This is a genomic window from Pseudodesulfovibrio indicus (assembly GCF_001563225.1).
In the GTDB taxonomy this organism is placed as follows: Bacteria; Desulfobacterota; Desulfovibrionia; order Desulfovibrionales; family Desulfovibrionaceae; genus Pseudodesulfovibrio; species Pseudodesulfovibrio indicus.
This window is the reverse complement of record NZ_CP014206.1, coordinates 3,132,233-3,158,622: the sequence shown is the minus strand read 5'-3', so window position 1 is coordinate 3,158,622 and position 26,390 is coordinate 3,132,233. Positions and strand designations below refer to the sequence as shown.

Annotated in this window: 24 protein-coding genes; 8 read left to right on the top strand and 16 right to left on the bottom strand. The window is 64.8% G+C overall.

Annotation, left to right across the window (positions count from 1 at the left end; all coding sequences use genetic code 11):
- Window positions 1–63: 63 nt before the first annotated feature.
- Both thyX and dnaA read left to right on the top strand, forming a co-directional pair.
- A complete protein-coding gene (gene thyX / locus AWY79_RS14315; protein ID WP_066805388.1) occupies window positions 64–798 on the top strand; it encodes an FAD-dependent thymidylate synthase in 735 nt (244 codons plus the stop codon).
- A gap of 630 nt (window positions 799–1,428) precedes the next feature.
- Window positions 1,429–2,790 (top strand): chromosomal replication initiator protein DnaA, encoded by a 1,362-nt coding sequence (gene dnaA, locus AWY79_RS14310; RefSeq protein WP_066805386.1) that lies wholly within the window; start codon window positions 1,429–1,431, stop codon window positions 2,788–2,790.
- 135 nt (window positions 2,791–2,925) lie between these two features.
- Here the strand turns inward: dnaA and AWY79_RS14305 are convergent, their stop codons facing one another.
- From AWY79_RS14305 to AWY79_RS14240, 14 genes are all read right to left on the bottom strand, one after another.
- A complete protein-coding gene (locus tag AWY79_RS14305; RefSeq protein WP_066805383.1) occupies window positions 2,926–3,357 on the bottom strand; it encodes an arsenate reductase/protein-tyrosine-phosphatase family protein in 432 nt (143 codons plus the stop codon).
- A 103-nt stretch (window positions 3,358–3,460) separates the two neighbouring features.
- Window positions 3,461–5,038, bottom strand: coding sequence for a hydantoinase B/oxoprolinase family protein (locus tag AWY79_RS14300; RefSeq protein WP_066805381.1), 1,578 nt, complete (start codon window positions 5,036–5,038; stop codon window positions 3,461–3,463).
- Window positions 5,039–5,101: 63 nt separating this feature from the next.
- Window positions 5,102–5,890, bottom strand: a complete 789-nt coding sequence (gene tsaB / locus AWY79_RS14295; RefSeq protein WP_066805378.1) for a tRNA (adenosine(37)-N6)-threonylcarbamoyltransferase complex dimerization subunit type 1 TsaB — start codon at window positions 5,888–5,890, stop codon at window positions 5,102–5,104.
- Window positions 5,891–5,902: 12 nt separating this feature from the next.
- Window positions 5,903–6,961 carry an RIP metalloprotease RseP gene (rseP, locus tag AWY79_RS14290; RefSeq protein ID WP_066805376.1) on the bottom strand — a complete coding sequence of 353 codons (1,059 nt, stop codon included), beginning with the start codon at window positions 6,959–6,961 and terminating at the stop codon, window positions 5,903–5,905.
- A 73-nt stretch (window positions 6,962–7,034) separates the two neighbouring features.
- Window positions 7,035–8,237 carry a 1-deoxy-D-xylulose-5-phosphate reductoisomerase gene (locus AWY79_RS14285; protein ID WP_066805374.1) on the bottom strand — a complete coding sequence of 401 codons (1,203 nt, stop codon included), beginning with the start codon at window positions 8,235–8,237 and terminating at the stop codon, window positions 7,035–7,037.
- A gap of 20 nt (window positions 8,238–8,257) precedes the next feature.
- Window positions 8,258–9,067, bottom strand: coding sequence for a phosphatidate cytidylyltransferase (locus AWY79_RS14280; protein ID WP_066805372.1), 810 nt, complete (start codon window positions 9,065–9,067; stop codon window positions 8,258–8,260).
- A gap of 108 nt (window positions 9,068–9,175) precedes the next feature.
- Complete coding sequence (uppS, locus tag AWY79_RS14275; protein ID WP_066805369.1) at window positions 9,176–9,892, bottom strand: polyprenyl diphosphate synthase; 717 nt, start codon at window positions 9,890–9,892, stop codon at window positions 9,176–9,178.
- Between the two features lie 12 nt (window positions 9,893–9,904).
- Window positions 9,905–10,459: a ribosome recycling factor gene (frr, locus tag AWY79_RS14270; RefSeq protein WP_066805367.1), complete on the bottom strand. Its 555-nt coding sequence runs from the start codon at window positions 10,457–10,459 to the stop codon at window positions 9,905–9,907.
- A 1-nt stretch (window position 10,460) separates the two neighbouring features.
- Complete coding sequence (gene pyrH, locus AWY79_RS14265; RefSeq protein WP_066805364.1) at window positions 10,461–11,180, bottom strand: UMP kinase; 720 nt, start codon at window positions 11,178–11,180, stop codon at window positions 10,461–10,463.
- A gap of 118 nt (window positions 11,181–11,298) precedes the next feature.
- On the bottom strand, window positions 11,299–12,108 hold the full coding sequence (gene tsf / locus AWY79_RS14260; protein WP_066805361.1) for a translation elongation factor Ts: 810 nt from the start codon (window positions 12,106–12,108) through the stop codon (window positions 11,299–11,301).
- Complete coding sequence (gene rpsB / locus AWY79_RS14255; protein WP_066805359.1) at window positions 12,108–12,908, bottom strand: 30S ribosomal protein S2; 801 nt, start codon at window positions 12,906–12,908, stop codon at window positions 12,108–12,110. The genes tsf and rpsB overlap by 1 nt, the downstream gene beginning before the upstream one ends.
- A 193-nt stretch (window positions 12,909–13,101) precedes the next feature.
- The gene (locus tag AWY79_RS14250) at window positions 13,102–13,761 is read right to left on the bottom strand and encodes a class I SAM-dependent methyltransferase (protein ID WP_066805356.1); all 660 of its coding nucleotides are present in this window, start codon (window positions 13,759–13,761) and stop codon (window positions 13,102–13,104) included.
- A 27-nt stretch (window positions 13,762–13,788) separates the two neighbouring features.
- Window positions 13,789–14,898 carry an SPL family radical SAM protein gene (locus tag AWY79_RS14245; RefSeq protein WP_066805354.1) on the bottom strand — a complete coding sequence of 370 codons (1,110 nt, stop codon included), beginning with the start codon at window positions 14,896–14,898 and terminating at the stop codon, window positions 13,789–13,791.
- Window positions 14,891–15,853 carry a ParB N-terminal domain-containing protein gene (locus AWY79_RS14240; RefSeq protein WP_066805351.1) on the bottom strand — a complete coding sequence of 321 codons (963 nt, stop codon included), beginning with the start codon at window positions 15,851–15,853 and terminating at the stop codon, window positions 14,891–14,893. Before AWY79_RS14240 ends, AWY79_RS14245 begins: the two co-directional genes overlap by 8 nt.
- A gap of 265 nt (window positions 15,854–16,118) precedes the next feature.
- Between AWY79_RS14240 and AWY79_RS14235 the strand changes: the two genes are divergently transcribed.
- The 5 genes from AWY79_RS14235 to AWY79_RS14215 all read left to right on the top strand — a co-directional run bounded on the left by AWY79_RS14235 (window position 16,119) and on the right by AWY79_RS14215 (window position 21,915).
- A complete protein-coding gene (locus AWY79_RS14235) occupies window positions 16,119–18,179 on the top strand; it encodes an elongation factor G (RefSeq protein WP_066805348.1) in 2,061 nt (686 codons plus the stop codon).
- A 270-nt stretch (window positions 18,180–18,449) separates the two neighbouring features.
- Window positions 18,450–19,172 (top strand): lysophospholipid acyltransferase family protein, encoded by a 723-nt coding sequence (locus AWY79_RS14230; RefSeq protein WP_066805346.1) that lies wholly within the window; start codon window positions 18,450–18,452, stop codon window positions 19,170–19,172.
- A 5-nt stretch (window positions 19,173–19,177) separates the two neighbouring features.
- A complete protein-coding gene (locus AWY79_RS14225) occupies window positions 19,178–20,833 on the top strand; it encodes a ribonuclease J (RefSeq protein ID WP_066805343.1) in 1,656 nt (551 codons plus the stop codon).
- 79 nt (window positions 20,834–20,912) lie between these two features.
- A complete protein-coding gene (locus AWY79_RS14220; RefSeq protein ID WP_066807258.1) occupies window positions 20,913–21,383 on the top strand; it encodes an outer membrane protein assembly factor BamD in 471 nt (156 codons plus the stop codon).
- 64 nt (window positions 21,384–21,447) lie between these two features.
- Entirely contained in the window at window positions 21,448–21,915 is a 468-nt protein-coding gene (locus AWY79_RS14215; protein WP_066805340.1) for a hypothetical protein, read from the top strand.
- Window positions 21,916–22,530: 615 nt separating this feature from the next.
- Here the strand turns inward: AWY79_RS14215 and AWY79_RS14210 are convergent.
- The gene (locus AWY79_RS14210; protein WP_066805336.1) at window positions 22,531–23,847 is read right to left on the bottom strand and encodes an L-cysteine desulfidase family protein; all 1,317 of its coding nucleotides are present in this window, start codon (window positions 23,845–23,847) and stop codon (window positions 22,531–22,533) included.
- A gap of 3 nt (window positions 23,848–23,850) precedes the next feature.
- A complete protein-coding gene (locus AWY79_RS14205) occupies window positions 23,851–24,372 on the bottom strand; it encodes a hypothetical protein (protein ID WP_066805333.1) in 522 nt (173 codons plus the stop codon).
- A 200-nt stretch (window positions 24,373–24,572) separates the two neighbouring features.
- Between AWY79_RS14205 and AWY79_RS14200 the strand changes: the two genes are divergently transcribed.
- A complete protein-coding gene (locus AWY79_RS14200) occupies window positions 24,573–26,336 on the top strand; it encodes a chloride channel protein (RefSeq protein ID WP_066805330.1) in 1,764 nt (587 codons plus the stop codon).
- The last annotated feature ends 54 nt before the right edge of the window (window positions 26,337–26,390 follow it).

Below are 26,390 nucleotides of genomic sequence, written 5' to 3'. Positions count from 1 at the left end.
TTCGGACCCGGTCGCGGGCGAGCCGCGCCGTTCCCCATACATATCATTATTGGAGTACCATACATGCCGGAAAAGAAACTCAGGGTCGAATGTCTGGCCGTGACCCCCGATGCCCTGTCCCTCATCTACGCCGCCTTCCGCCAGTGCTACCACGCCGGGTTCGTGGCCGACATGTGGCCGCGGCTCCTGTCCGGCGAGATCGATCCCGAGGTCCAGGCGGACTTCGTGGCCAAGACCATGGAATCCGGCCACGACAGCCCCATCGAGCACGTCTCCCTGACCTTCGCCATCGAGGGCATCTCCAGGGCGTGCTCCCATCAGATCGTCCGGCACCGCATCGCCTCCTATTCCCAGCAGAGCCAGCGGTACGTGGCCGAGAGCGACATGGACTACATCCTGCCCCCGGCCTTCGCCAAGATCCCCGAGGCGCGCGAGCGGTTCGAATCGTTCATGGCCGAGGTCCAGTCCGCCTACAACGACCTGCGCGACATCCTGGTGGCCCACGGACGGAAGACCAAGGCCAACGAGGACGCCCGCTTCGTCCTGCCCCAGGCCGCCGAGACCAAGATCGTCATGACCATGAACTGCCGCAGCCTGCACCATTTTTTCCATCTGCGCTGCTGCAACCGCGCCCAGTGGGAGGTCAGGGCCCTGGCCGACGCCATGCTCGAACTCTGCAAGGAGAAGCTGCCCGCCATCTTCAAGAACGGCGGCGCCCGCTGCGAGCAGCTCGGTTATTGCCCGGAATCCCCGAAATTCGCGTGCGGAAAATATCCCACCCGCGAAACCATCGGGTAATTTCGTAACGGTCCTTAAAGAATTTTTTCCCAAGGCCGGGACTTTTTCCCGCGCTCTGGAGCCCGCGTCCCTCTTCATGTTTTCGTAACATCCATTTTTTTTCATTTTAAACTGGGATGTTGCTGTTGTTCCAAACGGGCGGTTCCGTGCCAACCCTTGGAAACCGTGGGTTTTGGCCCCGGACTCTGTCCCGGTTTCGCACGGTGAACCCGGATAGGAATGGTTGTTGTTTTGTTTTTGCCAGAGAAAACAAGTGGTTATTCAGTCAATAGGAAATCAGGCCCCTATCCGGTAGGGAATGGTCTGTCACAAAATTAATGTAGAGGAGAAGAAAAAGAGTGAAATGGTCAGGGGTGTGACGAAAAACATGTCTACTACTGTGGATAAAGTTTTCCACAACTGTTTAAACTGCCATTTTCTAGATTTAATTGAGAGCCGCAAAACCCTTGTTACACCGGTGTTTCAACCCCCTTGGCCCGAAAAAGGCGGCCCGCTCAGGGTTTTATTATAATTCAAATGATTTCATAGCGTTAAGTGTTTCGTCCGCTGTCAAAAACCTGCTTGGGCCTTGGCCTTTACATTGAATAATACGAATTGAGACTTTCAAGACGTTAAACTATCTCACTCAACATGATCGACACTGCCTGGAAGCAAATACTCTACTCGCTCGAAAAGAGCCTCAACCCCGGTCTCTTCACTGTCTGGATCAAGCCGCTGGGCGGCCGTGTGGACGGAAACCGTCTCACCCTGACCGCCCCCAACGAGTTCGTGGCCAACTGGGTCCGCGACCGTCTGCTCCAGGTCATCCGCGAGTCCGCCGCCGAAGTGCTCGGCGGGGAGCCGCGCATCACCATCAACATCGGACCGCGCGATCCCGGCGCCAAGGCGGCTGCCCCGGTGGGCAAAAAACCGGCCGTCGCGGCACCGGCCCCCCGGCACATGGGATTGCCGCTGGGCCAGACCATCAAGCCCGTGACGGTCTCCAACTGGCGTTTCTCCTTCGACGACTTCGTTGTCGGCCCGTCCAACGAGCTGGCCTGCGCGGCCAGCAAGTCCATGGGGTCCACCGCCTTTCAGTCGGACCACCTGTTCCTCAGTTCCGGTCCCGGCCTGGGCAAGACCCATCTGCTCCAGTCCGTGGGCAACGAATTGTGCCGCACGGCCAACCGCAAGAACATCAAGGTCGCCTGCCTCTCCTCCGAGGAGTTCGCCACCCGCTGGGTGCTCGCCTTCAAGGGCGGCCAGGTGGACCAGTTCAAGTCCCTGTTCCGCGAGTCCATCGACGTTCTGCTGCTGGAAGACGTCCATTTCTTCCAGGGCAAGGAGAAGATGCAGGAGGAGCTGCTCTCCACCCTGACGGCCCTGCGCGAGCGCGGCAGCAAGGTGGTCCTGACCAGCTCCTTCATGCCCAAGGAATTTTCCAAGGTGGACGACCGGCTCGTGTCGCGGTTCTGCTCCGGGTTCCTGGCCCACATCAACCGGCCCGACATGGAAACCCGGCGCAGGATTCTCCTGGAGAAGGCCCGGCGCATGCAGGTCGCGGTCCCGGTGGAGGTTTCCGAGCTCCTGGCCGAGCGGATCACCACCGACATCCGCCAGTTGGAGAGCTGCCTGAACAACCTGGTGCTCAAGGCGCGGCTGCTCAACCGCGCGGTGACCATGAACCTGGCCTGGGAGGTGCTCGAAAACTATGCGGTGCACAACGCCTCCCCGGACATCGCCCACATCATCGAGTTCGTTTGCAAGTGTTACAGCCTGTCCGAGGAGGACCTGCGCTCCAAGAGCCGCAAGCGCGACGTGGTCCTGGCCCGCAACACCGCCTTCTACCTGGCCCGCAAGCACACGGAGATGTCGCTGAAGTCCATCGGCGAGCGGCTGGGCCGCAAGCACTCCACGGTGCTCAAGGGCATCACCAAGGTGGAGCGCGAGATCTCCCTGCAGACCCCGCTCGGCAGGCAGATCGAGAACACGACCCAGAGGCTCACGCCGTAACCATGCCCCCCACATGTTCTTCCGGAGCCGTTTCAGCATCAGTCACATGATCGACGGTACACCGGAGGAATATTTAAGGCCGGTCGCAAGACCGGCCTTTCTTGTTTTCGTCAATGTCCCCCTGGGGGCCGCTCTCTACAGGGTAAGTTCGTGGACGAAGCGGATGACCTGGGCGCGGATGTCGTCGCGGATGGTGCGGGCGGCGGCAAGCCGTTCCTCGGGCGAGCCGGTGATCAGGGCGGGGTCGGGGAATCCCCAGTGCTGGCGGGCAACTTCGCCAGGAAAGGCGGGGACCTCGCCGAATAGCTCAGGCGAACAGGTGGTGATGACGTAGTGGAACGGCGGGTGCTCCCGGATCAGGTCCCGGACGTCGGCGGCCGGACGGGCTGAGAGGTCGAAGTTCGCTTCGCGCATGACTTCGATCACCAACGGCCCCGGTGCGGCGGAGGAAAAGCCGGCGCTTGCCGCTTCGAACAATCCCCGGCCCAGCCTCCGGAGATAGGCTTCGGCCATGAGGGTGCGGCCGCTGTTGAGGTGACAGAGGAACAGGACGCGTATGGGGGCCATGAGAGCAACTCCTTATCTGGAGTTTCCTCTATCCCCGGCAGGTTACAGGGTGAGGGCGTTCCGGTGGCCGGAGCGTATCAACTTTCCGGTATCGCTGAAACCGTCACGGTTTTTCGGGACCGAAGCCGCCGCCTCCGGGCGTCTCCATGCGCACTCGGTCACCCTTTTGCAGCGCGCGGTGGAACTTGTCCGGCAGTTCCTCGGCCAGGCCGTCGCGGATGATCGTGTTGCGCCCCGGCCCTCCGGGCGCGCCTCCGTTTGTCCCGAAGGGCGGGCGCACCCGCCGCTCGGACAGGACCGTGACCTCGGCGTCGGCCAAGAGCTCGATCTCGCGCACCAGCCCGTCACCGCCCCGGTGCGCGCCGCTGCCCCCGGTGTCGCGGCGCACGGCGTACTCGCGGACCCGGAAGGGGTAGGCGTATTCCAGGGCCTCCACAGGCGTGTTCAGGGTGTTGGTCATGTGCGAGTGTACGGCGGACTCGCCGTCCCCGCCCGGCCCCGCCCCCATGCCGCCCGCCAGTGTCTCGTAGTAGGCGAAGGGGCCGGCTTCGGTTTGGCCGCCGATGGTCAGGTTGTTCATGGTCCCCTGGCTGGCCGCCGGGATGCGCTCGGGCATGGCTTTTGAGAGCGCGCCGAGGATGACGTCCACCAGCCGCTGGGAGGTCTCCACATTGCCCCCGGCCACGGCGGCCGGGAATTCGGCGTCCACGATGGACCCGGGCCGGGTGACCACCGTGAGCGGGCGCATGCACCCCGCGTTGGCCGGAATGTCGCGCCCGGCCAGGGCGCGGAAGCAGTAGAGCACGGCGGACAGGGTGATGGCCCGTACCGCGTTGACGCTGCCCCGGACCTGGTCGCCGCTGGCCGAGAAGTCGAGCCGGGCCGCGTCGCCTTTGACGGTCATGGTCAGCCGGACGGGAATGTCCGTGGTCCCCTGGCCGTCGTCGTCCAGAAAGTCCTCGAAATCGTAGGTCCCGTCCGGAATCGCCTCCACGGCCAGCCGGGTGACGCGCTCGGAGTAATCCATGAGCGCGCGGCCGTAGTGGACGCAGGTGTCCAGGCCGTATTTTTCGATGCATTCGGTCATGCGCCGGACCCCGGTGACGTTGGCCATGAACTGGGCCGCGAAGTCGCCCTCGCGCTCCAGCGGGGTGCGCACGTTGTTCAGCACTAGCCGCATGAGCTCCTGGTCCGGCTCGCCCCGGCGCACGATGCGTACCGGCGGGATGATCAGCCCCTCCTGGAACAGGGAGGTGGACAGGGGCATGGACCCGGAGGCCATGCCGCCCACGTCCGCGTGGTGCGCGCGGTTGGCCACGAAGAAGACGGGCTCGGCCTTCCCCTCCGCAAAGACCGGGGCCACGATGGTGATGTCCGGCAGGTGGGTGCCGCCCTTGAACGGGTCGTTGAGCATGACCATATCGCCCGGCTCGAACCCGCCGCTGTCGGCCATGGCGCGCATGGCCGCCTGGACCGACAGGGGCATGGACCCCAGGTGCACCGGGATGTGCGCGGCCTGGGCGATCATGTCGCCGCGCGCGTCGAAGATCGCGCAGGACAGGTCGCGCCGCTCCTTGATGTTCGGGGAAAAGGCGGTGTGCGTCAGGGTGACGCCCATCTCCTCGGCAATGGAGGAGAAGCGGTTCTTGAAGACTTCGAGGAGGACGGGATGGGTCTGCATGGGACCGGACGTTACCCGCAACCGGGGGCGTCTGGCAACCGGGGCGAAGTCGAGTGAAGGCGGCTAGGTGTTGCGCAGCGCGTCGAGTTTGCGCCGGGCGTCAACCGGGTCCAGGCCCCTCCTGGCCGCGATCTCGTCCAGGTTGGCCTCGGCGTCCGAGGGGCGGACGTAGATGGGCTCGATGGACTCCCGGGAATACTCGGCCCGGCAGGCGGCGGCCAGCAGGACCTCCGGGGTCGGATTGTCGAAGTTCGCGCCCAGGAGCCGGTAGCCGGGGTTGGTTTCGGCCAGCTCGGCGAAGAAAGCCCCGTTCTTGCGCAACCCGCTGCCCACGAGGTGCGCGGCGGGGCCGATTGCAGCCATGCGCGCGGCGGCCTGGTCCAGGGACAGGGCGTCCAGGGGCGCGATCTCGGCCAGGTCCGGGCAGTTGAAGGACTGCATGTAGACCAGCCCGCGCCGGGCGTAGGTCAGGACGTGGAGCGGGCCGGAGAGCAGGGGGCCGGGACCGGCGGCCAGCAGCGGCAGGTGGTCCATGCCCGCCAAAGGCAGGGAGCGGGCCGCAGCGATGCCCTCGGCCGCGGCCAGGACCAGTCGCAGCCCGGTGAAGCTGCCGGGGCCGCGCACGCAACCGATGCGGCTGATGGCCGAGGCGTCGATGCCGAACTCGTCCAGCACGGCCTTGAGCCCGGGGATCAGGAAGCGCACGGACTGGCCCGGCACGGTCCACTGGCGGGAGGCGAGCAGCGTGTGGCCGTCGCCCTCCGGCAGGCCGAGCACGATCTGGAGCCGTTCCTCGGCCCCGGCCAGGGCCAGGGTCAGGTCGCGCGGGACGATGGTCTGGGGTACGGCCACGTCGGTTTCCCCCTAGGACAGGAGCCTGCGCACGTCGTTGAAGATGGCCAGCGACATGAGCAGCAGCAGGAGGAGCAGCCCCACGCGCATGGACATGGCCTTCCAGCGGTCGCTCAGCGGGCGGCGGAAGATGATCTCCAGGCCGAAGAAGAGGATGTGCCCGCCGTCCAGCACCGGGATGGGCAGCAGGTTGATGATCGCCAGGTTGATGGAGATGAGCGCCATCATGCCGAGCAGGTCGAAGAACCCGCTCTGGGCGCTTTGGTGAACCATCTGGGCGAGCATGATCGGCCCGCCCACGGATTCCACGGGGATGAGCCGCTCCAGGATGGAGACGAACCCCTTCACCACCACCTTGGACATGTACCAGGTGTTCTGGAGGGCGCCCGCGAAGCCGATGCCGTCGATGGGCTCGAACCGCACCTGGCCCGCCTGATTGATGCCGACCATGGGCACGGTGACGTTCTCGCCGAACAAATTCTTGTAGGTGTTCACCTTGGGGGTCACAGTCAGGGTCAGCACCTGCCCGGCGCGGTCGATCTCCACGACCAGAGGCTTGCCCTCGGCGGCGCGGATGGTCTCGACCATCTGGGTCCAGGAGTCCACGGGCACGCCGTCGATGGCCGTGACCAGGTCGTCCTTGACGAACCCGGCCTCGGCGGCCGGGGAGTCGGGCAGGACGCCGCCCACCAGGGGCAGGACCACCGCCTGGCCCTGGGCCAGGCCCAGGAACCAGTAAATCAGGAAGGCGAGCAGGAAATTGAAGAACGGACCGGCTGCCACCACGCAGAGGCGCTGCCAGGCCGGGCGGTTGGAGAAGAGTTTGTCGTCCGGGAAGTCCGGCTCGTCCTCGCCCTGCTCGCCGGCCAGGGCCACGTAGCCCCCCAGCGGGATCAGGGAGAGCTTGTAGTCGGTCTGGCCGGAGGTGAACCCGGCGAGTTTCGGCCCGAAGCCGAGGGAGAACGCCTTGACCCCCATGCCGAAGATGCGGGCCACCACGAAGTGGCCCAGTTCATGGAAAAAGATGAGACCGCCCAGGACCAGGACAATGGCGATGATGCTCGTGATCATGAATTCCTCTTGGGGCCGCGTTGATGAGTTGGATATGCGGCCTTGGTAACTATAACCATTATCCGGGCCTTGGCTAGAGCCGGGACTCGGTTTCCCTCCGGACCTCGCGGTCCAGGGCCAGCACCGCTTCGGGAGTGGTTACGTCCACCGGGGCGTGGCGGTCAAGTCCGGCCTCGATCATGGCCGGGATGTCGAGGAACCCGATGCGCTCCTTGAGAAAGGCGTCCACCGCCACCTCGTTGACCGCGTTGAGCACGATGGGGTGGCTCGGCCCGGCGTCGAACGCCTCGCGCGCCAGCCGCAGGCAGGGGAAGGCCGCGAGGTCCGGCTCCTCGAAGGTCAGGCTGCCGACCTTGGCCAGGTCGAGCCTCGGGACGTCCACGGCCACCCGCTCCGGGTAGCACAGACAGTGGGCGATGGGTACCTGCATGTCCGGATTGCCCAGGTGGGCCAGCTGGGAGCCGTCCACGTACTCCACCAGGGAGTGGATGATGGACTGCGGGTGGACCACCACCGAGACCATGTCCGGCGGCAGCCCGTAAAGGTGGCAGGCCTCGATCAACTCCAGTCCCTTGTTCATCAGGGTGGCGGAGTCGATGGAAATCTTGGCGCCCATGTCCCAGTTGGGATGGGCCAGGGCCTGGTCGCGGGTGACCGTGGACAGGAACGCGGCGTCGCGTCCCCGGAACGGCCCGCCCGACGCGGTCAGGATGAGGCGCTTCAGCTCTTCGTCCGAGCCGTGTCCGGCCAGCCCCTGGAACAGGGCGTTGTGCTCGGAGTCCACGGGCAGGACGACCGCGCCTGATTCGGCGCAGGCGGCGCGGATCAGGTGGCCGCCCAGGACCAGGGATTCCTTGTTGGCCAGGGCGATCATCTTGCCTGCGCGGGCCGCGGCCAGGGTCGGCTCGAAACCGGCGGCCCCGACGATGGATGAGAGGATCAGGTCGGCCTCGGGCAGGGCGGCCAGCCGGACAAAGGCGTCCGGGCCGACCAGCAGCTCGGTGCGCCCGGCGTCGTCGACGTGGGCCAGAAAGGCATCGCGCGCCGCCTCGTCGAGCACGGCGGCGTAGCGCGGCTGGAAGCGGTTGCACAGCGCGGCCAGCTTTTTGCCGTTGCGTCCGCCCGCCAGGGCGATGACCGTGAACCGGTCCGGGTGCTTGGCCACCACCTTGAGGGCCGAGTCGCCTATGGAGCCGGTGGCCCCGAGGATGGACAGGGCGCGCGGGAAGGGCGGGCACTCGACCGTTTCGGGCCAGGGGGAAATGTAGGATTGCACGTAGGACTCCCGGCGGTCCGCTACTGGAAGAAGGGATGGAACAGGGAGATCAGGCCGTAGCAGGGAATGACCAGGAGCAGGCTGTCCACGCGGTCGAGCAGGCCGCCGTGGCCGGGCAGGATGACCCCGGAATCCTTGATGTCCAGGGACCGCTTCAGGGCGGATTCGAAGAAGTCGCCGAACTGGGCCGCGATGTTCAGGGCAGCGCCGAGGAGCAGCCACTTCCACCATGCCGTGCCTTCCAGGCCGAAGGCCATGCCGTAGGCCAGGGCCGCGCCCATGCAAGCGGTCAGGCCGCCGATGGACCCCGCCCAGGATTTCTTGGGGCTGATCCTGGGCCAGATCTTGCGTTTGCCGAGCAAGGTCCCGGCATAGAAGGCGGCGGTGTCGGAAACGGCGGCCGCGCCGATCACCAGGAGAATCTCCAAGCGGTCGAAATAGAGCAGGAAATGGAAGTTGAGCGGGATGTAGAACAGCCCGGCCAGGAAGATGGCCGCGTGGCGGTAGGACGCGGTCACGTCCTTGTTGTAGCGCACCAGGAAGACCATACCCGCCGCCCAGAACGCCGCGGCCATGGCCATGGCCGGGCAGCGGCTGTCTCCGGTGGTGTAGGCGGCCATGAGCAGCAGGGTGAAGACCGCGCCCAGGGCCTTGAAGGCGGCCATGGACTGTACCGGCCGGAACATGGAGTAGAATTCCCACAGGGTGAGGACGCTGAACAGGGCGAGAACCGCGAACAGCACCCATCCCTGGAAGATCAGCGCCAGGGCGGGGAGGACGGCGAGGCCGATGCTGGTGGCGATTCGTTGTTTGTGCGGGGAAATATCCATAATCGGTTTCGGCGGTTAATGGTGTCTTCAGGGTCGGTTCAAGTCAATTTTCTGTACGCTATTTGGCGGTCGGGGGCAATCGCCCCGGCGCAACGGGCCGTTTTTTCCCTATCCCGCGTCGAGTTGGTCCCCGGTTTTGCCGAATCGCCGCTGGCGGCCGTTCAGGTCCTCGATGGCCCGGTCCAGTTCCGCCGGGGAAAAGTCCGGCCAGTAGATGTCCGTGAAATAGAATTCGGCATAGGCGGACTGGAAGAGCAGGTAGTTGGAGAGCCGCAGTTCGCCGCTGGTGCGGATGACCAGGTCCGGATCGGGCTGGCCCCCGGTCCACAGCTCGGCGGCGAAGGTCTCTTCGGTGATTGCCTCCGGGGAGAGACCCTTGGCGGCCAGCCTCCTGGCGGCGCGGACGATCTCGTCGCGGCCCGAGTAGTTCAGGGCCAGGTTGAGGGTCATGTCCTCGCACTCGGCGGTCCGGCGCATGACGTGCTTGAGCACCTGGCGCACGGCCAGGGGCATGGCGTCGATATCACCCAGGACGTTGAGCCGGATGCCCTGCTCCCTGAGGCTCATCTCCTCGCGCTTGAGAAAGGTGGTCAGCAGGTCGAACAGGGTCCGGACCTCGTCCTTGGGACGGGACCAGTTCTCCTTGGAGAAGGTGTAGAGGGTCAGATGGCGCACGCCGAGCTCGCGGCAGCGGGTGACGACGGCGCGGGCCGCCTCGGTCCCGGCCCGATGGCCGTCGGTCCGCTGCAGCCCGCGCTGTTGCGCCCACCTGCCGTTGCCGTCCATGATGATGGCGATGTGGGTGGGGATGTTGGTCTTGGTCAAGTGGAGGACCCGTTAGATTTCGAGGATCTCTTTTTCCTTGGCGGCCACGACGTCGTCGGCCTTCTTGACGTATTCGTCGGTCATCTTCTGGACCTCACCCTCGCCGCGGCGCAGGTCGTCCTCGGAGATTTCCTTGTCCTTCTCCATCTTCTTCAGGGCGTCGTTCATGTCGCGGCGCACGTTGCGGATGGCGATCTTGGCGTCCTCGGTGTATTTCTTGGCGACCTTGACTAGCTCCTTGCGGCGCTCCTCGGTGAGCGGCGGGATGGAGATGCGGATGATCTTGCCGTCGTTGACCGGGTTCAGTCCCAGGTCGGAGGTCTGGATGGCCTTTTCCACCGCACCGAACGCGCCCTTGTCCCAGGGCTGGATGGTGATGGTCTTGGAATCGGGGACGGACACGGAGGAAAGCTGGCTGATGGGCGTGGGCGTGCCGTAGTAGTCCACTACGATGGTATCCACCAGGGCGGTGGTGGCGCGTCCGGTGCGCAGTTTGCCGAATTCCTTGTCCAGGGCGCCAATGGCCCCGGCCATCCGTTTCTTGCCGTCGTTGAGTACGGTTTGCATCTTAGTCTCCTTGAACAGTGGTTCCGATGTTTTCACCATTGGCGGCCCTGCGGATGTTGCCTTCCTTGTACAGGTTGAAGACAATGATCGGCAGGTTGTTGTCCCGCGCCATGGAAATGGCCGTGGAGTCCATGACCCCCAGCCGCTTTTCCAGGGTTTCCATGTACGAGACCGTTTCGAATTTGACCGCGTCGTCGAACTTGGCCGGGTCCTTGTCGTACACGCCGTCCACCTTGGTGGCCTTGAAGATGGCGTCGCATTTCAGCTCGAGCGCCCGCAGGGCGGCGGCCGAATCGGTGGTGAAGTAGGGGTTCCCGGTGCCGGCGGCGCAGATGACCACGCGGCCCTTGTCCATGTGGCGGAGGGCCCGGCGGCGGATGTACGGCTCGGCCACGTCGGCCATGGACAGCGCGGTCATGACGCGGGTGTCGCAGCCGTTCTTCTCCAGGGCGTCCTGGACGGCCAGGGCGTTCATTACCGTGGCCAGCATGCCCATGTAGTCGCCCTGGGCGCGGTCCATGCCCTTGGCCGAGGCGGCCATGCCGCGAAAGATGTTGCCGCCGCCGATGACGAGCGCCATCTGCAGGCCGGTGGCGGCCACTTCGGCGATCTCCTTGGCGAACTGGCCGATGGCTTCCGGCTGGATGCCGAACTGCTGGTCCCCGGCCAGGGCTTCGCCGCTGAGTTTCAGTAGAATCCGCGAGTAACGCGTCTTGGTCATTGGTTCCCCTGCGTGTAGTTCTTGAGGTTGTGAATCGGTCACGCCCAAAGGCGATAGCACGTTTTCCGGACAAAAAAAACGGGCCGTGAGGCCCGTTTTCATTTTTTAGGCAGTCAGGCTACCCGGCGTTTTCGCCGAGGGCCAGACGGTGGAAGCTGGCGACGGTGCCGCCCTTGAGGATCTGCTTGATGGTCTGCTTGTCGTCCTTGATGAAGGCCTGCTCCATGAGGCAGACGTCTTTGTAGAACTTGTTCAGGCGGCCCATGACGATCTTCTCGGCGATGGCTTCGGGCTTGCCCTCGTCCATGGCCTGCTTCAGGTACAGCTCCTTCTCCTTCTCCAGGGTCTCGGCGGGGAGTTCCTCGGGGGAGATGCAGGCCGGGTTCATGGCGGCCACGTGCATGGCAACGTCCTTGGCGACCTCGGCGTCGTCGGTACCGGTCAGCTCGACGATGACGCCCAGCTTGTTATTGGAGTGGATGTACACGCCCAGCACGCCGTCGGTGGTCACCTTGGCGAAGCGGCCGACGCCCATGTTCTCGCCCAGCTTGGCGATCAGGTCGGTCACGTCCGCGACATCGGCGGGCAGGTTCTCGGCGTTGCCGGAGGTCACGTCCAGGCCGGCGATCTTCTCGGAGAGGCCGTTGGCGAAGGCCACGAAGTCGTCGCCCTTGGCCACGAAGTCGGTCTCGCAGAGCAGCTCGGCGATGACGGCGGTCTTGCCGTCGGCGGAAACGTAGGGAGTGACCAGACCTTCGGAAGTGGCGCGTCCGGCCTTCTTGGCGGCCTTGGACAGACCCTTCTCGCGCAGGTACATGACGGCCTTTTCCTCGTCGCCTCCGGACTCGGTCAGGGCCTTTTTGCAATCCATCATGCCCGCGCCGGTCTTCTCGCGCAGGTCTTTAACTTGGGCAGCGGTAATCGACATTATTCCTTCTCCTCGGTAGGGGCCTCGGCGGGAGCCTCGACCTTTTCTTCGGTTGCGGCGGCCTGGGGAGCGGCTTCGGCCTTGCCCTCGGCCTTGGCATTGGCGGCGTAGTCCTTCTGCATGGCGGCGCCTTCCAGGCAGGCGTCGGCCATGTGGGTGGCGAACAGCTTGATGGCGCGGATGGCGTCGTCGTTGCCGGGGATGATGTAGTCGACCATGTCCGGATCGCAGTTGGAGTCGACCACGGCCACGACCGGGATGCCGAGCTTGCGGCATTCCTGGATGGCGATCTGCTCGCGCTTGGGATCGATGACGAAGGCGGCGCGCGGGGCGTCGTTCATGTCCTTGATGCCGCCGAGGGCGAGGTTCAGCTTCTTGACCTCGCGGTTCATGCCCACCGCTTCCTTCTTGGTGTAGCGGGAGATGGAACCGTCCTCGAACATCTGCTCGAGGTTCTTCAGGCGGTCGATGGACTTCTTGATGGTCTGGAAGTTGGTCAGGGTGCCGCCCATCCAGCGGTGGGTGACGTAGTACATGCCGGCGCGCTCGGCCTCGGCCTTGACGGCCTCCTGGGCCTGGCGCTTGGTGCCGATGAACAGCACCTTGCCGCCCTTGGCGACGGTGTCGACGATGAAGTCATGGGCGGTGGCAAACATCTTGACGGTCTGCTGCAGGTCCATGATGTGGATGCCGTTGCGGGCGCCGAAGATGTAGGGGCGCATTTTGGGGTTCCAACGGCGGGTCTGGTGGCCGAAGTGGACGCCGGTCTCCAGCATCTGCTTCATAGTAACGTAAGCCATGATGATCTCCTGGGTTTTTCGTCCATCCCGCGGTCCAATAAGGAGCCCGTGCCATCACGGACCACCCGGAGTTATGGGCGGGATGTGTGAATTTAAAGTCGGGGGTACTTAACGCAATGCGCCGCGCTTGGCAAGGGGGAAGATGGTTGTTTCGCCGACTTGCCCCAAAGGCCGGGGGGCGGATTCGGGCGGCTCACCCCCGCGCCGGAGTGCAGAAATAGATGGCGCGGTAGGCTGGCTCGCGGTTCTCCAATTCGAAGTAGCGTCGGTTGAAGAACTCGCTGACCTTTTCCTTCAGGTCCTCGCGCAGGCGGTGCATCATGAGGTGCATGGCCATCCAGGACGCCTGGCTGGCGTTGGGATGGCGGGTGTGGTCGAGCCCGAGGGTGTCGAGAACGGCTTCCACGTCTGCGGGCCTGGGCAGGCCGAAGATTCGGTGTTCCGCCAGCCAGGGGTTGCCGGTCAGCCCCAGGACGAACTCCTCGACCTCGGAGGCCTCGTGGACCGGAAAGGACAGGACCAGGGCGCGGGATGCCACGCGAGCGGTTTCAGCCAGGAAGAATGGCCGCTCCTCGGGAATGACGTGCTCCAGGACATTCAGGGCCACGACCACGTCGAAAGAGCCGTCCTTGAAGGGGAGGGGGCCGTTTTCGGGCCGGATGAGTTCCCCCCAGGGGCGCACGCGGTCGCCGGGCAGGAACTTGGCGAACTCCCCGTCGAATCCTCCGACATCCAGGATCAGCAGCCCGTTGGGGGCGCGTTCAAGACCGCTCAGTAGATCCGCCACGGCTCGGAATCGCTGGTAGCGGTCGAAGTAGGTGGTGTACAGGGAAGCTTCCTTGTGGTGCGGCACGTCGTCTCCTCTTTTGCCGGTCTGGCGTCACTCGCCGAACGCCCGCGCCATCAGCCGCTTGCCCAGTCCGCCGAAGTCCGGGGGCGCGTAGCCGAAGACCTCGTTCCAGACCCCGGTGGACTCCATGCAGAAGTAGAGCTGCTCTTCCATGCCGTGCTTGCGCAGCCGGTCGACCATGAACTTGAACTGCTCCACGCGCAGGGGGCGGAGGAGCCGCACCTTGCCGTCCAGGCCGGGCACGAACTCATTATATATGTAATTGGTCTCCGGGAACCGGTCCTCGATGATCGGGTTGAGCTGCGGCATGCAGCGGAAGGAGCCCAGCGACATGTAGGCGATCTGGTCCGGCCGAACAAAGTCGAAGATGCGGTCGATGATCTCCGCGTACCCCTCGCGCCAGCCGTCGAAGCGGATGATCGGGTCGAAGTGCAGGCAGACCCGGAACCCGGCCTCGGCGCAGGTCCGCGCGGCCTCCAGCCGTTCGGTCAGGGTGGAGACGTCGAACTCCTCGTGTTCGTTGATGAACGGGGCGTTCAGGGACCAGGCCGGGAGGACCCGGTCCGTGCGCGTGGCCCCCTCCATCCACGACAGGTCCACCACCTTGGACTTCAGTTCCAGCACCACGTTGTCGTAGTCCTCCAGGAACTCCACCAGGTTGCGGCTGTAGCCCGTGAGGTGCTCCAGGGCCAGGGAGTCGGTGAACTCGCCGGTGCCCACCCGGTAGCGGGTGTTGCGGTCCGCCCCGAATCCGTCGGCCAGCTCGCGGAACAAGGCGTCCTGGTTGGCCCAGATCTTGAGCACCCGGTCCTGGAAGTACGCCTGGAGGATGCAGTAGGAGCAGGCCATGGGGCAGTTCTCGCCGATGTGGATGATCCGGTAGCCGCAGCAGTGGTAGGCGCGGGTGCCGGGGCAGAAACGCAGAAATTTTCCCTTGTACTCCTTGAGGTACAGGGCCTGGGTCTCGCCCCGGTCGAACTCCACCCGGTCCTGGTCCGGCGGGACCACGGTCCAGGGGATGTCCGCCCGGCCTCCCTCGGCCAGCCGTTCGCGCACGCGGTGCGTCATGGGGGCGTCGATCATGGACTCGTCCACGAACACGTGGCCGATCCTGCGCAGGTGGCGGGGCAGGCTAGGCATCGTCGCCGCCCGGATTGAACACGTCCTTCCAGGCCGGGGCCCCGGCCATCCCGTTGAGCTCCTCCACCGCAGCGGCCAGTTGGTCCGCGTCCTTGATGCGTAGGGTCAGCTCGGCCCCGGAGGTCTCGAAATTGTCGGGCTGCGTCAGCCGCCAGCGGGTCCCGGCGGTCACGGCCCGGGCCGCGCCGTCGAACCGGTCGCGCAGCCGGGTCAGCTCCGGGTAGCGCGCCTGGCGGGCAGCCGCGCAGAGCCTTGCGATGGCGTCCTTGGGAGAGAGGTCTCCGCCCAGCATGGAGTGCATGGACGCCCGTTTCATGACCTCGGTCACGGATGCGCCGGTCATGCGCCCGGCCTCGAACAGCCAGGTCAGGACGTTGACCGCGTTGGACCGGGACCAGGACAGGGAGCCGAACAGCCCGACCACCGCGTCGCGGTCCGCGTCGGTCATCCGCGCCAGCACGGTCCCGGCGGCCAGGGGAACGTTGCCACCGGCCAGCAGGTCCTGCCACGCTCCGGGCAGGGCGAGCCAGTCGAGGAGCAGCCGACCGTCCTTGGACTTGGGCCGCACGCCGAGCCGGGGCAGGATGTCCCGCTCGAGTCCGTTGCGGTCCAGGTGCGGGGCGAAGTAGCGCAGCGCCCGCATGCGCATGGCGTCGTCCGGCTCGCGGTGGGCGTTGTCCGCCAGGTAGAGCAGGCCGAGTTCCACCGGGGATTCGGCTTCCACCAGCCGGGCCAGGACCGGGCGGTTCAGCTCGGTCAGCAGGGCCAGCCGGGAAGCGCCCGCCACGAGTTCCAGGCCGCGCTCGGTTTCGCGCACCAGGACCGGGGCGGACTGGCCGAACTCGGTGATGGAATTCCTGAGTGATTCTTGGATGTTGCCTGACCAGAACAGGTGCGCTCCACCGGCCCGTATGGCCTGGTTCGAACTGGTGACGATCTCGCTTGTGAGCAGCAATGCGGACTCCTGAAACTTTCTGTCTTTCCCCGTTCAACCGCTTGATATGACAAGCGAATTGTACTAAAATCAAGGGAACTATTTAAAAAAGTTGTTATATTTCGGTTAGATGTGTCTTTCTAGTGAAGACGGAGGCGACTTGACATTCTCGCGTCGGTCTTCCTATAGGACTAAACCCGTCAAAAACCAAGTGCTGTGCTTTTCGCGGGGCGAAAACGGCTCCGCGACCCGATAAGGACAACCTGAAAACGATGTGGAGTGAAGTATGCCTGACCTCAAGACCCAAAGAACGTATGCACTCGTCGGCCACGGCGGTAGCGGAAAGACCTCCGTCGCCGAGATGCTGCTTTTCAACGCGGGAGTTGTAAATCGCCTCGGCAAAGTCGAAGAGGGGAACACCGTCCTCGACTACGAGCCCGAGGAAATCAAGCGTCGCGGTTCCATCCAGCCCGGTTTCGCCAGCTTCAAGTGGAAGAAGAACGACCACTTTCTCATCGATACCCCCGGCGACTCCAACTTCGCGGGCGACCTCTCCTACTCCCTGACCGCCGCCGACGGCGTGGTCATGGTCATCGACGCCGTGGACGGCGTCAAGCCGCTGACCCGCAAGGTCTGGGCCCAGGTCCAGGAAATGGGGCTGCCCTCCATGATCGTCATCAACAAGATGGACCGCGACAGGGCCGATTTCGACATGGCCTTCAACGGCATCTCCGAGTCCCTGGGCGCACGTCCGGTGCTGCTGTACTACCCCATCGGCTCCAAGGAAAATTTCAAGGGCGTCGTTGACATGATGTCCGGCAAGGCGCTGCTCTTCGGCGCCGACGGCGAGGTCTCCGAGGGCGAGGTCCCCGGCGACATCGCCGACGAGGTCGAGACCCTCCGCGAGACCATGATCGAGAACATCGCGGAGTCCGACGAGGAACTGATGGAGAAATACTTCGAGGACGGCGAACTCGCCCCCGAAGACATCACCAAGGGCCTTCAGGCCGGCGTCGCCTCCGGCGAACTGGTCCCGGTCATCGTCTCCGCCGCGCTGAACTGCCAGGGCGGCCAGATGATCCTGGACACCGTCCAGAACCTGCTGCCCAGCCCCCTGGACCACAAGCCGTGGGTCGGCGAGGACGGCGGCGAGGAAGCCAGCTCCCCGGACGAGCCCCTGGCCTGCTTCGTCTTCAAGACCCAGGCCGACCCCTTCGCCGGGCAGCTCACCGTGGTCCGCGTCCTGGCCGGTCAGCTCTCCCCCGACTCCCAGCTGGTCAACACCACCAACGGCGAGAAGGAGCGCGTGGGCCAGCTGCTGCTGACCAACGGCAAGGAGCAGACCCCGGTCAAGACCCCCATGGGTCCCGGCGCCATCGTCACCCTGGCCAAGCTCAAGAACACCCGCACCGGCGACACCCTGGTGGAGAAGGGCGAGTTCAAGCTGGCCAAGCCCACCCTGGCCCCGCAGCTGATCACCTTCGCCCTGGCCCCCGAGGTCAAGGGCGAGGAGGACAAGGTCTACGCCGCCGTGGCCAAGCTGCTGGACGAGGACATCACCCTGACGCTCGGCCGTGACGAGGAGTCCGCGGACATCCTGCTCTCCGGCATGGGCCAGAACCACATCGAAATCTCGGTCGAGAAGGCCAAGCGCCGCTACAAGACCGCCATCGTCCTGAAGACCCCCAAGGTCCCGTACCGCGAGACCTTCAAGACCGGCGCCCGCGAAGTCCAGGGCCGCCACAAGAAGCAGTCCGGCGGCCGAGGCCAGTTCGGCGACTGCTGGATCCACGTCGCGCCCCGGGCGTCCGGCGAGGGCTACGAGTTCGTCGACCAGATCGTCGGCGGTTCCATCCCGCGCCAGTTCATCCCGGCGGTCGACAAGGGCGTCCAGGAGACCGCCGCGCGCGGCGTGCTCGCCGGATACCCGGTCATCGACTTCCAGGTCACCCTGTACGACGGCAGCTACCACAACGTCGACTCCTCGGAAATGGCCTTCAAGGTGGCCGGTTCCCTGGCCTTCAAAAAGGCCTGCGAAAAGGCCAAGATGGCCCTGCTGGAGCCGATCATGCTGGTCACCGTGGCCGTGCCCGACTCGTTCATGGGCGACGTCATCGGCGACCTCTCCTCCCGTCGCGGCAAGGTCCTGGGCTCCGACTCCCAGGCGGGCATCACCGAGGTCAAGGCCCACGTACCCATGGCCGAGATGCTCAAGTACGCCCCGGACCTCAACTCCATGACCGGCGGCCAGGGCACCTTCTTCATGGAATTCTCCGGCTACGAGGAATGCCCCCCGCAGGAGGCCGAGAAGGTCATCGCCGCCCACAAGAAGGACGACGCCGAGTAACCCGGCTACCCTCCGACATCACAAGGGCGACGGCTTCGGCCGCCGCCCTTTTTTGCGCGCATCCCCAGGCCGCCATCTCCCTCACCCTCTTGAGTTTTTATCGCCGCCCGGCGGGGCCGGGGGCGGCAGGACCGGCTTGAAATGATTGGCGACGCGGGCGGAGCAGGGGCGGCGGGTGTCGGACAGGGCGGCTGCGCCGGGGTTTTCTTTTCTTGTTTCATCTAGTGTTTTGGTTTAGTTACACGGGAGTTTGCACAACAAGGACGGATCATGTTTCGACGACTGTTTTTCACCATACTGCTCGTGCCGGTGACCATCTGGTACTCCCTGAAGATGCTCAAGGTGGACCGCGAGACGTCCACGCCCGAGGAATACGACTACTGGGGGCTGGCCTGGGGGGCCGCCGCCGTGAAGCTCTCCGGCGTGACCATCGACGCTGACATGGGCGAGGTGGACCCCAAGGGTCACTACGTGTTCATCGGCAACCACCAGTCCAACCTGGACATTCCCGTGCTGTTCAAGGTCCTCAAGGGCAACCGCATCCGGTTTGTGGCCAAGAAGTCCCTGTTCGAGATTCCGATCTACGGCAAGGCGCTGGCCCACGCGGGCCACATCTGCGTGGACCGCGAGAACCGCCGCGCCGCTATGCAGTCGCTGAACGACGCCGTGGAAGTGGTCAAGGGCGGCATCTCCCCGGTCATCTTTCCCGAGGGTACGCGCAACACGAACCTGAGCGAACTGATGGATTTCAAGATCGGGGCCATGATCCTGGCCCTCAAGGCCGGACTGCCCGTGGTCCCGTTCGTCATGACCAACACCGGGCGGATCATGGGCAAGGGCGACTTCTTCATCGACAACCGTCCCGTGGTTCGGTTCAAGGCGTTGCCGGTCATCGATCCGGCCCGCTACACGCTCAAGGAACGCGAGCAGTTCAAGGAAGACCTCCACGCCATGATGAACAAGGCGTACAAAGAGCTGCTGGCAAAGGGGTAGACCGCATGGCCGATTCCTCCCTCACCCTCTTCCCGCTCGGCGGCCTCGGCGAGATCGGCATGAACTGCATGCTGTACAAGACCGAGCGGTCCATGGTCATGGTGGATTGCGGCCTCATGTTCCCGGAGGACTACCACTTCGGCGTGGACGTGGTCATTCCCTGCTTCGACTATCCCATCCGCAACAAGGCCCAGCTCAACGGCATCGTGCTCACCCACGGCCACGAGGACCACATCGGCGCGCTGCCCTGGCTGCTCCAGAACGTGGACGTGCCGGTCTACGGTTCGGAATTCACCCTGGGGCTGGTGGAGAACAAGCTGCGCGAGCACGGCCTGGACCGCTGGGCCGACCTGCGGCCGGTCCGGCCCTACGACCGCGTGCTGCTGGGCGATTTCCGCTTCAATTTCTTCCCGGTCTGCCACTCCATCATCGAGGGGTTCGGCCTGGGCATCGAGACCCCGGTGGGCAGGGTGGTGCACACCGGCGACTTCAAGATCGACCGCAACCCGCTGGGCGGCCACGCCACGGACCTGGCCGCGTTCCGCAAGTTTTCGGACGAGGGCGTGCGGCTGATGCTCTCGGACTCGACCAACATCGGTCGCGAGGGGTTCGCCCTGACCGAGCGCGAGATCAAGGTCTCCCTGCGCGAGATCTTCAACACCGCCAAGGGGCGCATCCTCGTCTCCCTCTTCTCCAGCCACATCCAGCGCATCCAGGAGATTTTCGACCTGGCCGACGCCGAGGGGCGCAAGGTGGCCGTGTCCGGCAAGTCCCTGCACCGCAACATCGAGCTGGCCCGCGACCTGGGCCACCTCAAGGTCCCCAAGGGCACGTTCATCGAACTGGACGAGCTGGACCGCTTCGGCGATTCCGAGCTGGTCCTGCTGGTGACCGGCTCCCAGGGCGAGCCGCTGGCGGCCCTGTCGCGCATCGCCATGGGCGAGCACCGGCAGCTGGCCGTGCGGCCCGACGACCTGTTCATCCTGTCCTCGCGGTTCATCCCCGGCAACGTCAAGGCCATCAACCGGGTCATCAACAACCTGTACCGTCTCGGGGCCGAGGTCCTGTACGAGAAGATGCACGGCATCCACGCCTCGGGCCACGCCCACGCGGGCGAGCTGACCCTGATGCTCCAGACCGTGCGGCCCGAATATTTCATCCCGGTTCACGGCGAATACCGCCACCTGGTCAAGCACCGGCGGCTGGCCGTGGACTGCGGCGTGGAGGAGGACAAGGCCCTGCTGGTGGAGAACGGCCAGCCCGTCGCCTTCCATCCCGACGGTTCCATCCAGTTCCTGTCGCGCATCGCCGCGGACAAGATCCTGGTGGACGGCAAGGGCGTGGGCGACGTGGGCCAAAGCGTGCTCAAGGAGCGCCAGCTCCTGGCGGGCGAGGGCATGGTCATCGTGGTCCTGGTGGTGGACGAGGCGTCCGGCGAAATCTCCATGGGGCCGGACATCATGAGCAAGGGGTTCGTGTTCGAGCAGCAGTACATGCACCTCCTGGACGACGCCAAATGCATCGTTCTCGACGTGCACGAGAACATCGCGCCCGGCGACACCGCCAAGCTCAAGGAGCGCATCCGGTCGGCCCTGCGCCGCTTCTTCCGCAAGGTGCTGGGGCGCGACCCGGTGGTGGTCCCGCTGGTCATTTCCATATAGCGTCTGGACTTCGCGGCGATGATGGGCTAGATATTCCAATGAACTGAGAGAGATGCTTTTTCCCGAGAGGATAGACGAGATGAAACGCATACTGTTTGTGGCTATGATGATGGCAGCGGCTTTCTTGCTTACCGCGTGCGGCGCGCAGAAGACCGAACTCGACATCGGGCAGCAGATGGTCCGCGACGGGGACTGCGCGGGCGCGGCGCCCCATCTCGACGCGGTCATCGCCAACCCCGGCTCCGCCCTGAACCTGGCCCATGCCTATTACTCCAAGGGCAAGTGCGCCGAGCTGGCCGAGGATTACCCCGAGGCCTACAGGAACTACTACGCGGCCAAGGTCGTGGGCTGCTATGCGGTCTCCCATGACGAGATGATCAGCTTCAACACCTACGCGCGCAGCGAATACTGCCAGGTGACCATCCCCAAAAAGCTCCAGGAGCTTGAGCCGAAGATCGGCGACAAGGCCAAGGTCGAGCACATAGAGGGCGAGGTCAACAACCTGCTGACCGCCGAATACCTCAAGCGGTTCGACAAGAAGCCGCAATAGATTTGACCGACGCCCCGCCCACCAGCGGGGCGTTTTCGTTCGCACCCCGAACCGGGAGGGTCCCATGGCGCTGGCGGACTACACGGCTGGAGTGGATCACCTGCAAAAAGCCCTGGGCCGGGCGTTTTCCTCCGAGCCCTGGCTCCTGAACCTGCCGGGCCGCTCCGTGGCCTGCAAGATCGACCAGCACTACTTCCTGGCCGTCATGCCGGGGTTCCTCGACTCCCTGGCCCGCGTGGGCGGCATGTTCCCGGACCAGGTCCGCGAAACCCTGGTCCGCACCGGCAACCTGATCACTAAGGCACCCGACCGCGATCCGGTCCTGCCCCTCACCGTCAGTTGGGGAGGCCGCGCCGTCACCGTCAGCGGAGCCTTCGTCGACGCCGACTTCATCGACCGCGCCGTCAAGACCTACGGCGGGCTCGGCACCATCCTCAACGTCTCCGACCTCAAGATCAGCTCCGCCGACCGGCCCCGTATCGAAGCATTCTTCCAGGACAAGACCCCGCCCCAAGGGCTGGCGTATTATTGATGCCTCCGGCGGCCAGAGGGAAAACTTTTGAAAAAGTTTTCCCTCTGGACTCCCTTTCAAAACTTTTTGTCGCCGCTTCGCGGGGTGGGGTAACGGAGCCTTCTCAGGAGTGCTTTTGAGGCGCAGCCTCAAACAGCGGCTCTCCTGCACCCAACTCAAGCCCAATGTTCTTCTTCTGGAGCGCTTTTGAGGCGCAGCCTCAAACAGCGGCTTTCCTGCTCCCACCTTCGGTCCGAAGGCCCTCTTTTCTTCCTTCTCCCTTCGTCCCGTCAAGCCGCACGCAGTGAGCCCTGTTCCGGACGCCTAGAAGCCGACCGCGAAGGGGCGGCGGCTCCGCTCCCGTGGCCCGGGGGTATTCCATAAAAGGGACGTTTCCGTGGAGGCACGGACGATACTATTCATCAGATGGAGCCGGACCGAGAGGATCGGATTCTTGGTGGCCAAACTCGGGCGGGGATGCCCCCCCCAAGGGCGCTTCTTTGGTTCTTTCTTTCGCCCTGGAAAGAAAGAACCCCGCCGGGAGGGCTCCAAAAAAACATGGAGGAGCGCCAGCGACGGCTCTCCTCCAATCAAAACAAACAATCAGCGGGCTTCACTCCCGCCCAACAAAGAAAACTAAACGTCCGAGAACCGCTTCTCCAGCATGATCTGCAAAATCGTCTGATCCGTCTGGATCATCCCATCCACCGCCAACGTCCCCACATTCCGCATGGTGTCCTCGGACGACAACCCGATAATCCCGTCGGTGTGGTGCACGTTGACCCCCTGCAGGGAGAAGAGCGCCGCCTGCACCGCCGTCCCCGCCGCCGTGGCGAGCTTCAGCGCGCAGCCGGTCTTGGCACCGTCGCAGATGATCCCGGCCAGGTCCTCAAGGAGGTTCTTGATGGCCCCGGCAATGTGCTTGGCGTCGCCGCCGAGCAGGTAGGTGATGCCCGCGGTGGCACCCGCGCCCGCGGCCACGGAACAGCCGCAGATGGCGGACAGCCGTCCGGTGTGCGCCTTCACGTAGGCGGTCACGATGTGGGACAGGGCCACGGCTTCGAGCACGTCCCTGGTCTCCACGCCCTCCACGTAGTCCTTCACCGCCCAGATGGGCAGGATGGCGGTCAGCCCGTGGTTGCCGGACCCGGCGGAGCTCATGGCGGGCAGGGACGCGCCGGACATGCGCGCGTCGGCGGCTGCCGAGGCCAGGATGCGGGCGGCCAGCATCATGTCCTTCTTGATCAGTCCCTGGCGGCAGAGCCGTTCCAGGGTCTTGCCCACGCCCAGCCCCAGGCCGTACTTGAGGCCCTGTTCGGCCAGGCGCATGTTCACGTTGACCCCTTCCTGGAGGAAGGCGAAATCATCGTCGTCCAGCTCGCCGGTCATGGCCATGAGTTCGTTCAGGCTCAGGGTCTTGAGCCACGCCTCCATGGCCGCCACCGGGGAGGGCGCGCCCGCCTCCCGGACGCGGACGAGCGGGCTTTCCACGGGCTTGCCGTTCAGGGTCAGGGACACGATGTTGTCGTGCAGCCCCTCGATGACGGACTCGGCCACGTCATCGCCCCGGACCGCCTTGGAGCGGATGAGCAGCCCGTGGTGGTCGCGGATCAGGGACACGGTCACCTTGTTGTCGGCCAGGGCCTTCCGGGCCGTCTTGACGTGCTCGTCGGTGACGGTCTGGAGCACCTCCAGGCGCAGGGACGGGTTGCCGCCCACCGCGCCGAGCGCAGCGGCGGTGTCCAGGCCGGACAGCCCGCCCGCGCCGGGGATGGAGACGGCCAGGCCGTTCTTGTAGACGTTGGGATCAACGGCCACTTCCAGGGAGTCGAATTCGCCGCCGGGCAGCAGGGACACGGCAGCGGCCGCGCCCAGGGCGATGGCCACCGGCTCGGTGCAGCCGAGCGCCGGGGCGACTTGGATGGAGAGAACGTCCTTGACCGTGAAGCTCATGGCTTACCCCCTTGCGGTGGACTTGGGACAGGTGGCGCTGAGGTGGCAGACCTCGCACCCGCCGGTATACGGATACGGGGTGAGGACCGCGTACTTGCGGTTGACCGACCCCTCTTCGTTCCAGGTCAGGCCCAGCTCCTCGAAGGCGGCCAGGATGCCCTCGCCGGGCCGGGGCAGGGGAGCGCATTTGCCGGTCTGCAGCTCGGGCACGAACCCTTGGGCGGTACTCATGACCATGGTGATGGCCAGGGCGTGGAAGTACAGGCCGTGGGTCGGCGAGTCCTGCCAGATGCCCTCGATGGTGTCGTCCACTTCCTGGTCCAGGAAGATGAGCACGAACTTGCCTTCGCCCTCGGTGTTGCGCAGTTCGTAGGCCTTGAGGTTCTTGGCGGCCCACTTGTCCCAGTATTCCTCGAAGTCCTCCATGACGCCGCCTTCGATGCGCGTCTCTCCGGCGATCTCCATGTAGTACATGATGTCGAAGTCGGGGGTCGGGGTCAGGGGAGTGATCTCGTATTTTGCCATCTATTTTCTCCGTATATGGGGGATGTGTTCGTTCGGGAGGCTTTGATTACCCTTTTTCCTCATTCCGCTCAAGTTTTCCGCTTATGTTTCCCCGCAAGTCATTGCGCTTGGGTTGAAGTGAAGGTATCGTTGAATTGATTGGAAATATGTACTGAAAACAGACACGGGCGCGCGGCGGCGTCCGTAAAGTCGGAGATTTCATGCCTGCAGACAGAGGTGAACCGCTTTTTCTCAAGCTCAGGCGGCCCAATGTCCGGTTCCTGTTCCTGGCGGTGCTCATAGGCGGCCTGGCCGGGTACGGGGCGGTCCTGTTCAAGCTGATCCTCAAATACATGCAGTGGGTGTTCTACCGGAACACCGGCGACTGGCTGACCTTTGCCGAGTCCGTGCCGCTGTGGATGAAGATCGCCATGCCCACGGTCGGCGGCCTGGTGGTCGGCCTGGTGGTCAGCTTCTTCGCTTCCGAGGCCAAGGGGCACGGCGTGCCCGAGGTCATGCAGGCCATCGCGCTCAGGGGCGGGCGCATCCGTAAAAGGGTGGCGGCGGCCAAGATCTTCGCCTCCGCCGTGACCATCGGCTCGGGCGGCTCCGTGGGCCGCGAGGGGCCCATGGTCCAGATCGGCGCGTCCATCGGTTCTTCCGTCGGCCAGTTCTTCCACGTGCCGAGCGCGCACATGAAGACCATGGTCGGGTGCGGCGCGGCGGCGGGCATTGCGGCCACCTTCAACGCGCCCATCGCCGGGGTGCTCTTCGCCCTGGAGATCATCATCGGCGACTTCGGGGTCATGCAGTTTTCGCCCGTGGTCCTGTCCTCGGTCATGGCCACGGCCATTTCCCGCTATTATTTCGGTGACTTTCCCCATTTCGACATTCCGTCCTATTCCATCGTCTCCCTGTGGGAGTACCTCTGCTACCCGGTGCTGGGCGTGGTCACCGGCTTCGTGGCCCTGGCCTTCACCAACAGCCTGTACTGGCTGGAGGACCGGTCCGACGCACTGCCCATCCCGGAGTGGCCCAAGCCCGCCATCGGCGGCGCGGCCCTGGGCGCGATCTTCGCGATCTTTCCCCAGGTCTTCGGCGTGGGCTACGGGGCCATGAACCAGGCCCTGATCAACCAGGTCCCGTTCCAGCTCATGCTGGTCCTCGTCCTGGTCAAGATAGCGGCCTCGTCGGTGACCCTCGGCTCGGGCGGTTCGGGCGGCATCTTCGCGCCCAGCCTGTTCATGGGGTGCATGACCGGCGGCGCGTTCGGCTACGTGGTCCATTGGCTCTTTCCGCTGCACACGGCCCTGCCGGGGGCCTACGCCCTGGTGGCCATGGGCGGCGTGGTGGCGGGCACGACCTATGCGCCCATCACCGCCATCCTGATCATCTTCGAGATGACCTCGGACTATTCCATCATCCTGCCGCTCATGCTGACCTGCATCACGGCCACGGTCATGAATTCCACCATCCAGCGCGCCTCCATCTACACCACCAAGCTGCTCAGGCGCGGCATCGACATCGAGGCCGGGCGGGAGCGCCACCTGCTCTCGCACATGCTGGTCAAGGAGGTCATGACCCGCGACTTCGTGACCATCCCGCAGTCCATGTCCCTTTCGAGCCTCATCTGGACCTTCAAGACCCAGAACGCGCCGTACCTGCACGTCATGGACGAGGAGGGCAGGCTGACCGGGATCATCTCCTTCCGCGACCTGCGCGCCGTGCTCAACGAGGACGGACTGGAGGACCTGCTCATCGCCCAGGACCTGGCCACGCCCAACCCGGTGACCGTGACCACGGACGACACCCTTCAGGATGCGCTGGACAAGATCACGCACCGGGGCGTATCCCAGCTCCCGGTCCTGTCCACCGAGAAGCAGCCGAAGCTGGTGGGTACCCTGACCGAGCTGGCCATCGACGCGGCCTACAATTCTGCCACGGTCCGGGCGGAGCTCGACGAGGACGGCAACCTGGGCCGGTAGCGGCCGGGATGCGCCCGCCACAGACCGTTGAGCGGCAGGCTCCTTTGTGCTAGC

Bases quoted from the DNA above. Each gene is read 5' to 3' on its own strand.
- AWY79_RS14200 (WP_066805330.1), top strand. From the start codon at position 24,573: ATGCCTGCAGACAGAGGTGAACCGCTTTTTCTCAAGCTCAGGCGGCCC.
- AWY79_RS14305 (WP_066805383.1), bottom strand. From the start codon at position 3,357: ATGGCCCCCATACGCGTCCTGTTCCTCTGTCACCTCAACAGCGGCCGC.
- rseP (WP_066805376.1), bottom strand. From the start codon at position 6,961: ATGATCACGAGCATCATCGCCATTGTCCTGGTCCTGGGCGGTCTCATC.
- frr (WP_066805367.1), bottom strand. From the start codon at position 10,459: ATGCAAACCGTACTCAACGACGGCAAGAAACGGATGGCCGGGGCCATT.
- AWY79_RS14220 (WP_066807258.1), top strand. From the start codon at position 20,913: ATGAAACGCATACTGTTTGTGGCTATGATGATGGCAGCGGCTTTCTTG.
- tsf (WP_066805361.1), bottom strand. From the start codon at position 12,108: ATGTCGATTACCGCTGCCCAAGTTAAAGACCTGCGCGAGAAGACCGGC.
- AWY79_RS14215 (WP_066805340.1), top strand. From the start codon at position 21,448: ATGGCGCTGGCGGACTACACGGCTGGAGTGGATCACCTGCAAAAAGCC.
- pyrH (WP_066805364.1), bottom strand. From the start codon at position 11,180: ATGACCAAGACGCGTTACTCGCGGATTCTACTGAAACTCAGCGGCGAA.
- rpsB (WP_066805359.1), bottom strand. From the start codon at position 12,908: ATGGCTTACGTTACTATGAAGCAGATGCTGGAGACCGGCGTCCACTTC.
- thyX (WP_066805388.1), top strand. From the start codon at position 64: ATGCCGGAAAAGAAACTCAGGGTCGAATGTCTGGCCGTGACCCCCGAT.
- AWY79_RS14235 (WP_066805348.1), top strand. From the start codon at position 16,119: ATGCCTGACCTCAAGACCCAAAGAACGTATGCACTCGTCGGCCACGGC.
- AWY79_RS14210 (WP_066805336.1), bottom strand. From the start codon at position 23,847: ATGAGCTTCACGGTCAAGGACGTTCTCTCCATCCAAGTCGCCCCGGCG.
- dnaA (WP_066805386.1), top strand. From the start codon at position 1,429: ATGATCGACACTGCCTGGAAGCAAATACTCTACTCGCTCGAAAAGAGC.
- AWY79_RS14205 (WP_066805333.1), bottom strand. From the start codon at position 24,372: ATGGCAAAATACGAGATCACTCCCCTGACCCCGACCCCCGACTTCGAC.
- AWY79_RS14300 (WP_066805381.1), bottom strand. From the start codon at position 5,038: ATGCAGACCCATCCCGTCCTCCTCGAAGTCTTCAAGAACCGCTTCTCC.
- AWY79_RS14245 (WP_066805354.1), bottom strand. From the start codon at position 14,898: ATGCCTAGCCTGCCCCGCCACCTGCGCAGGATCGGCCACGTGTTCGTG.
- AWY79_RS14280 (WP_066805372.1), bottom strand. From the start codon at position 9,067: ATGGATATTTCCCCGCACAAACAACGAATCGCCACCAGCATCGGCCTC.
- AWY79_RS14230 (WP_066805346.1), top strand. From the start codon at position 18,450: ATGTTTCGACGACTGTTTTTCACCATACTGCTCGTGCCGGTGACCATC.
- AWY79_RS14225 (WP_066805343.1), top strand. From the start codon at position 19,178: ATGGCCGATTCCTCCCTCACCCTCTTCCCGCTCGGCGGCCTCGGCGAG.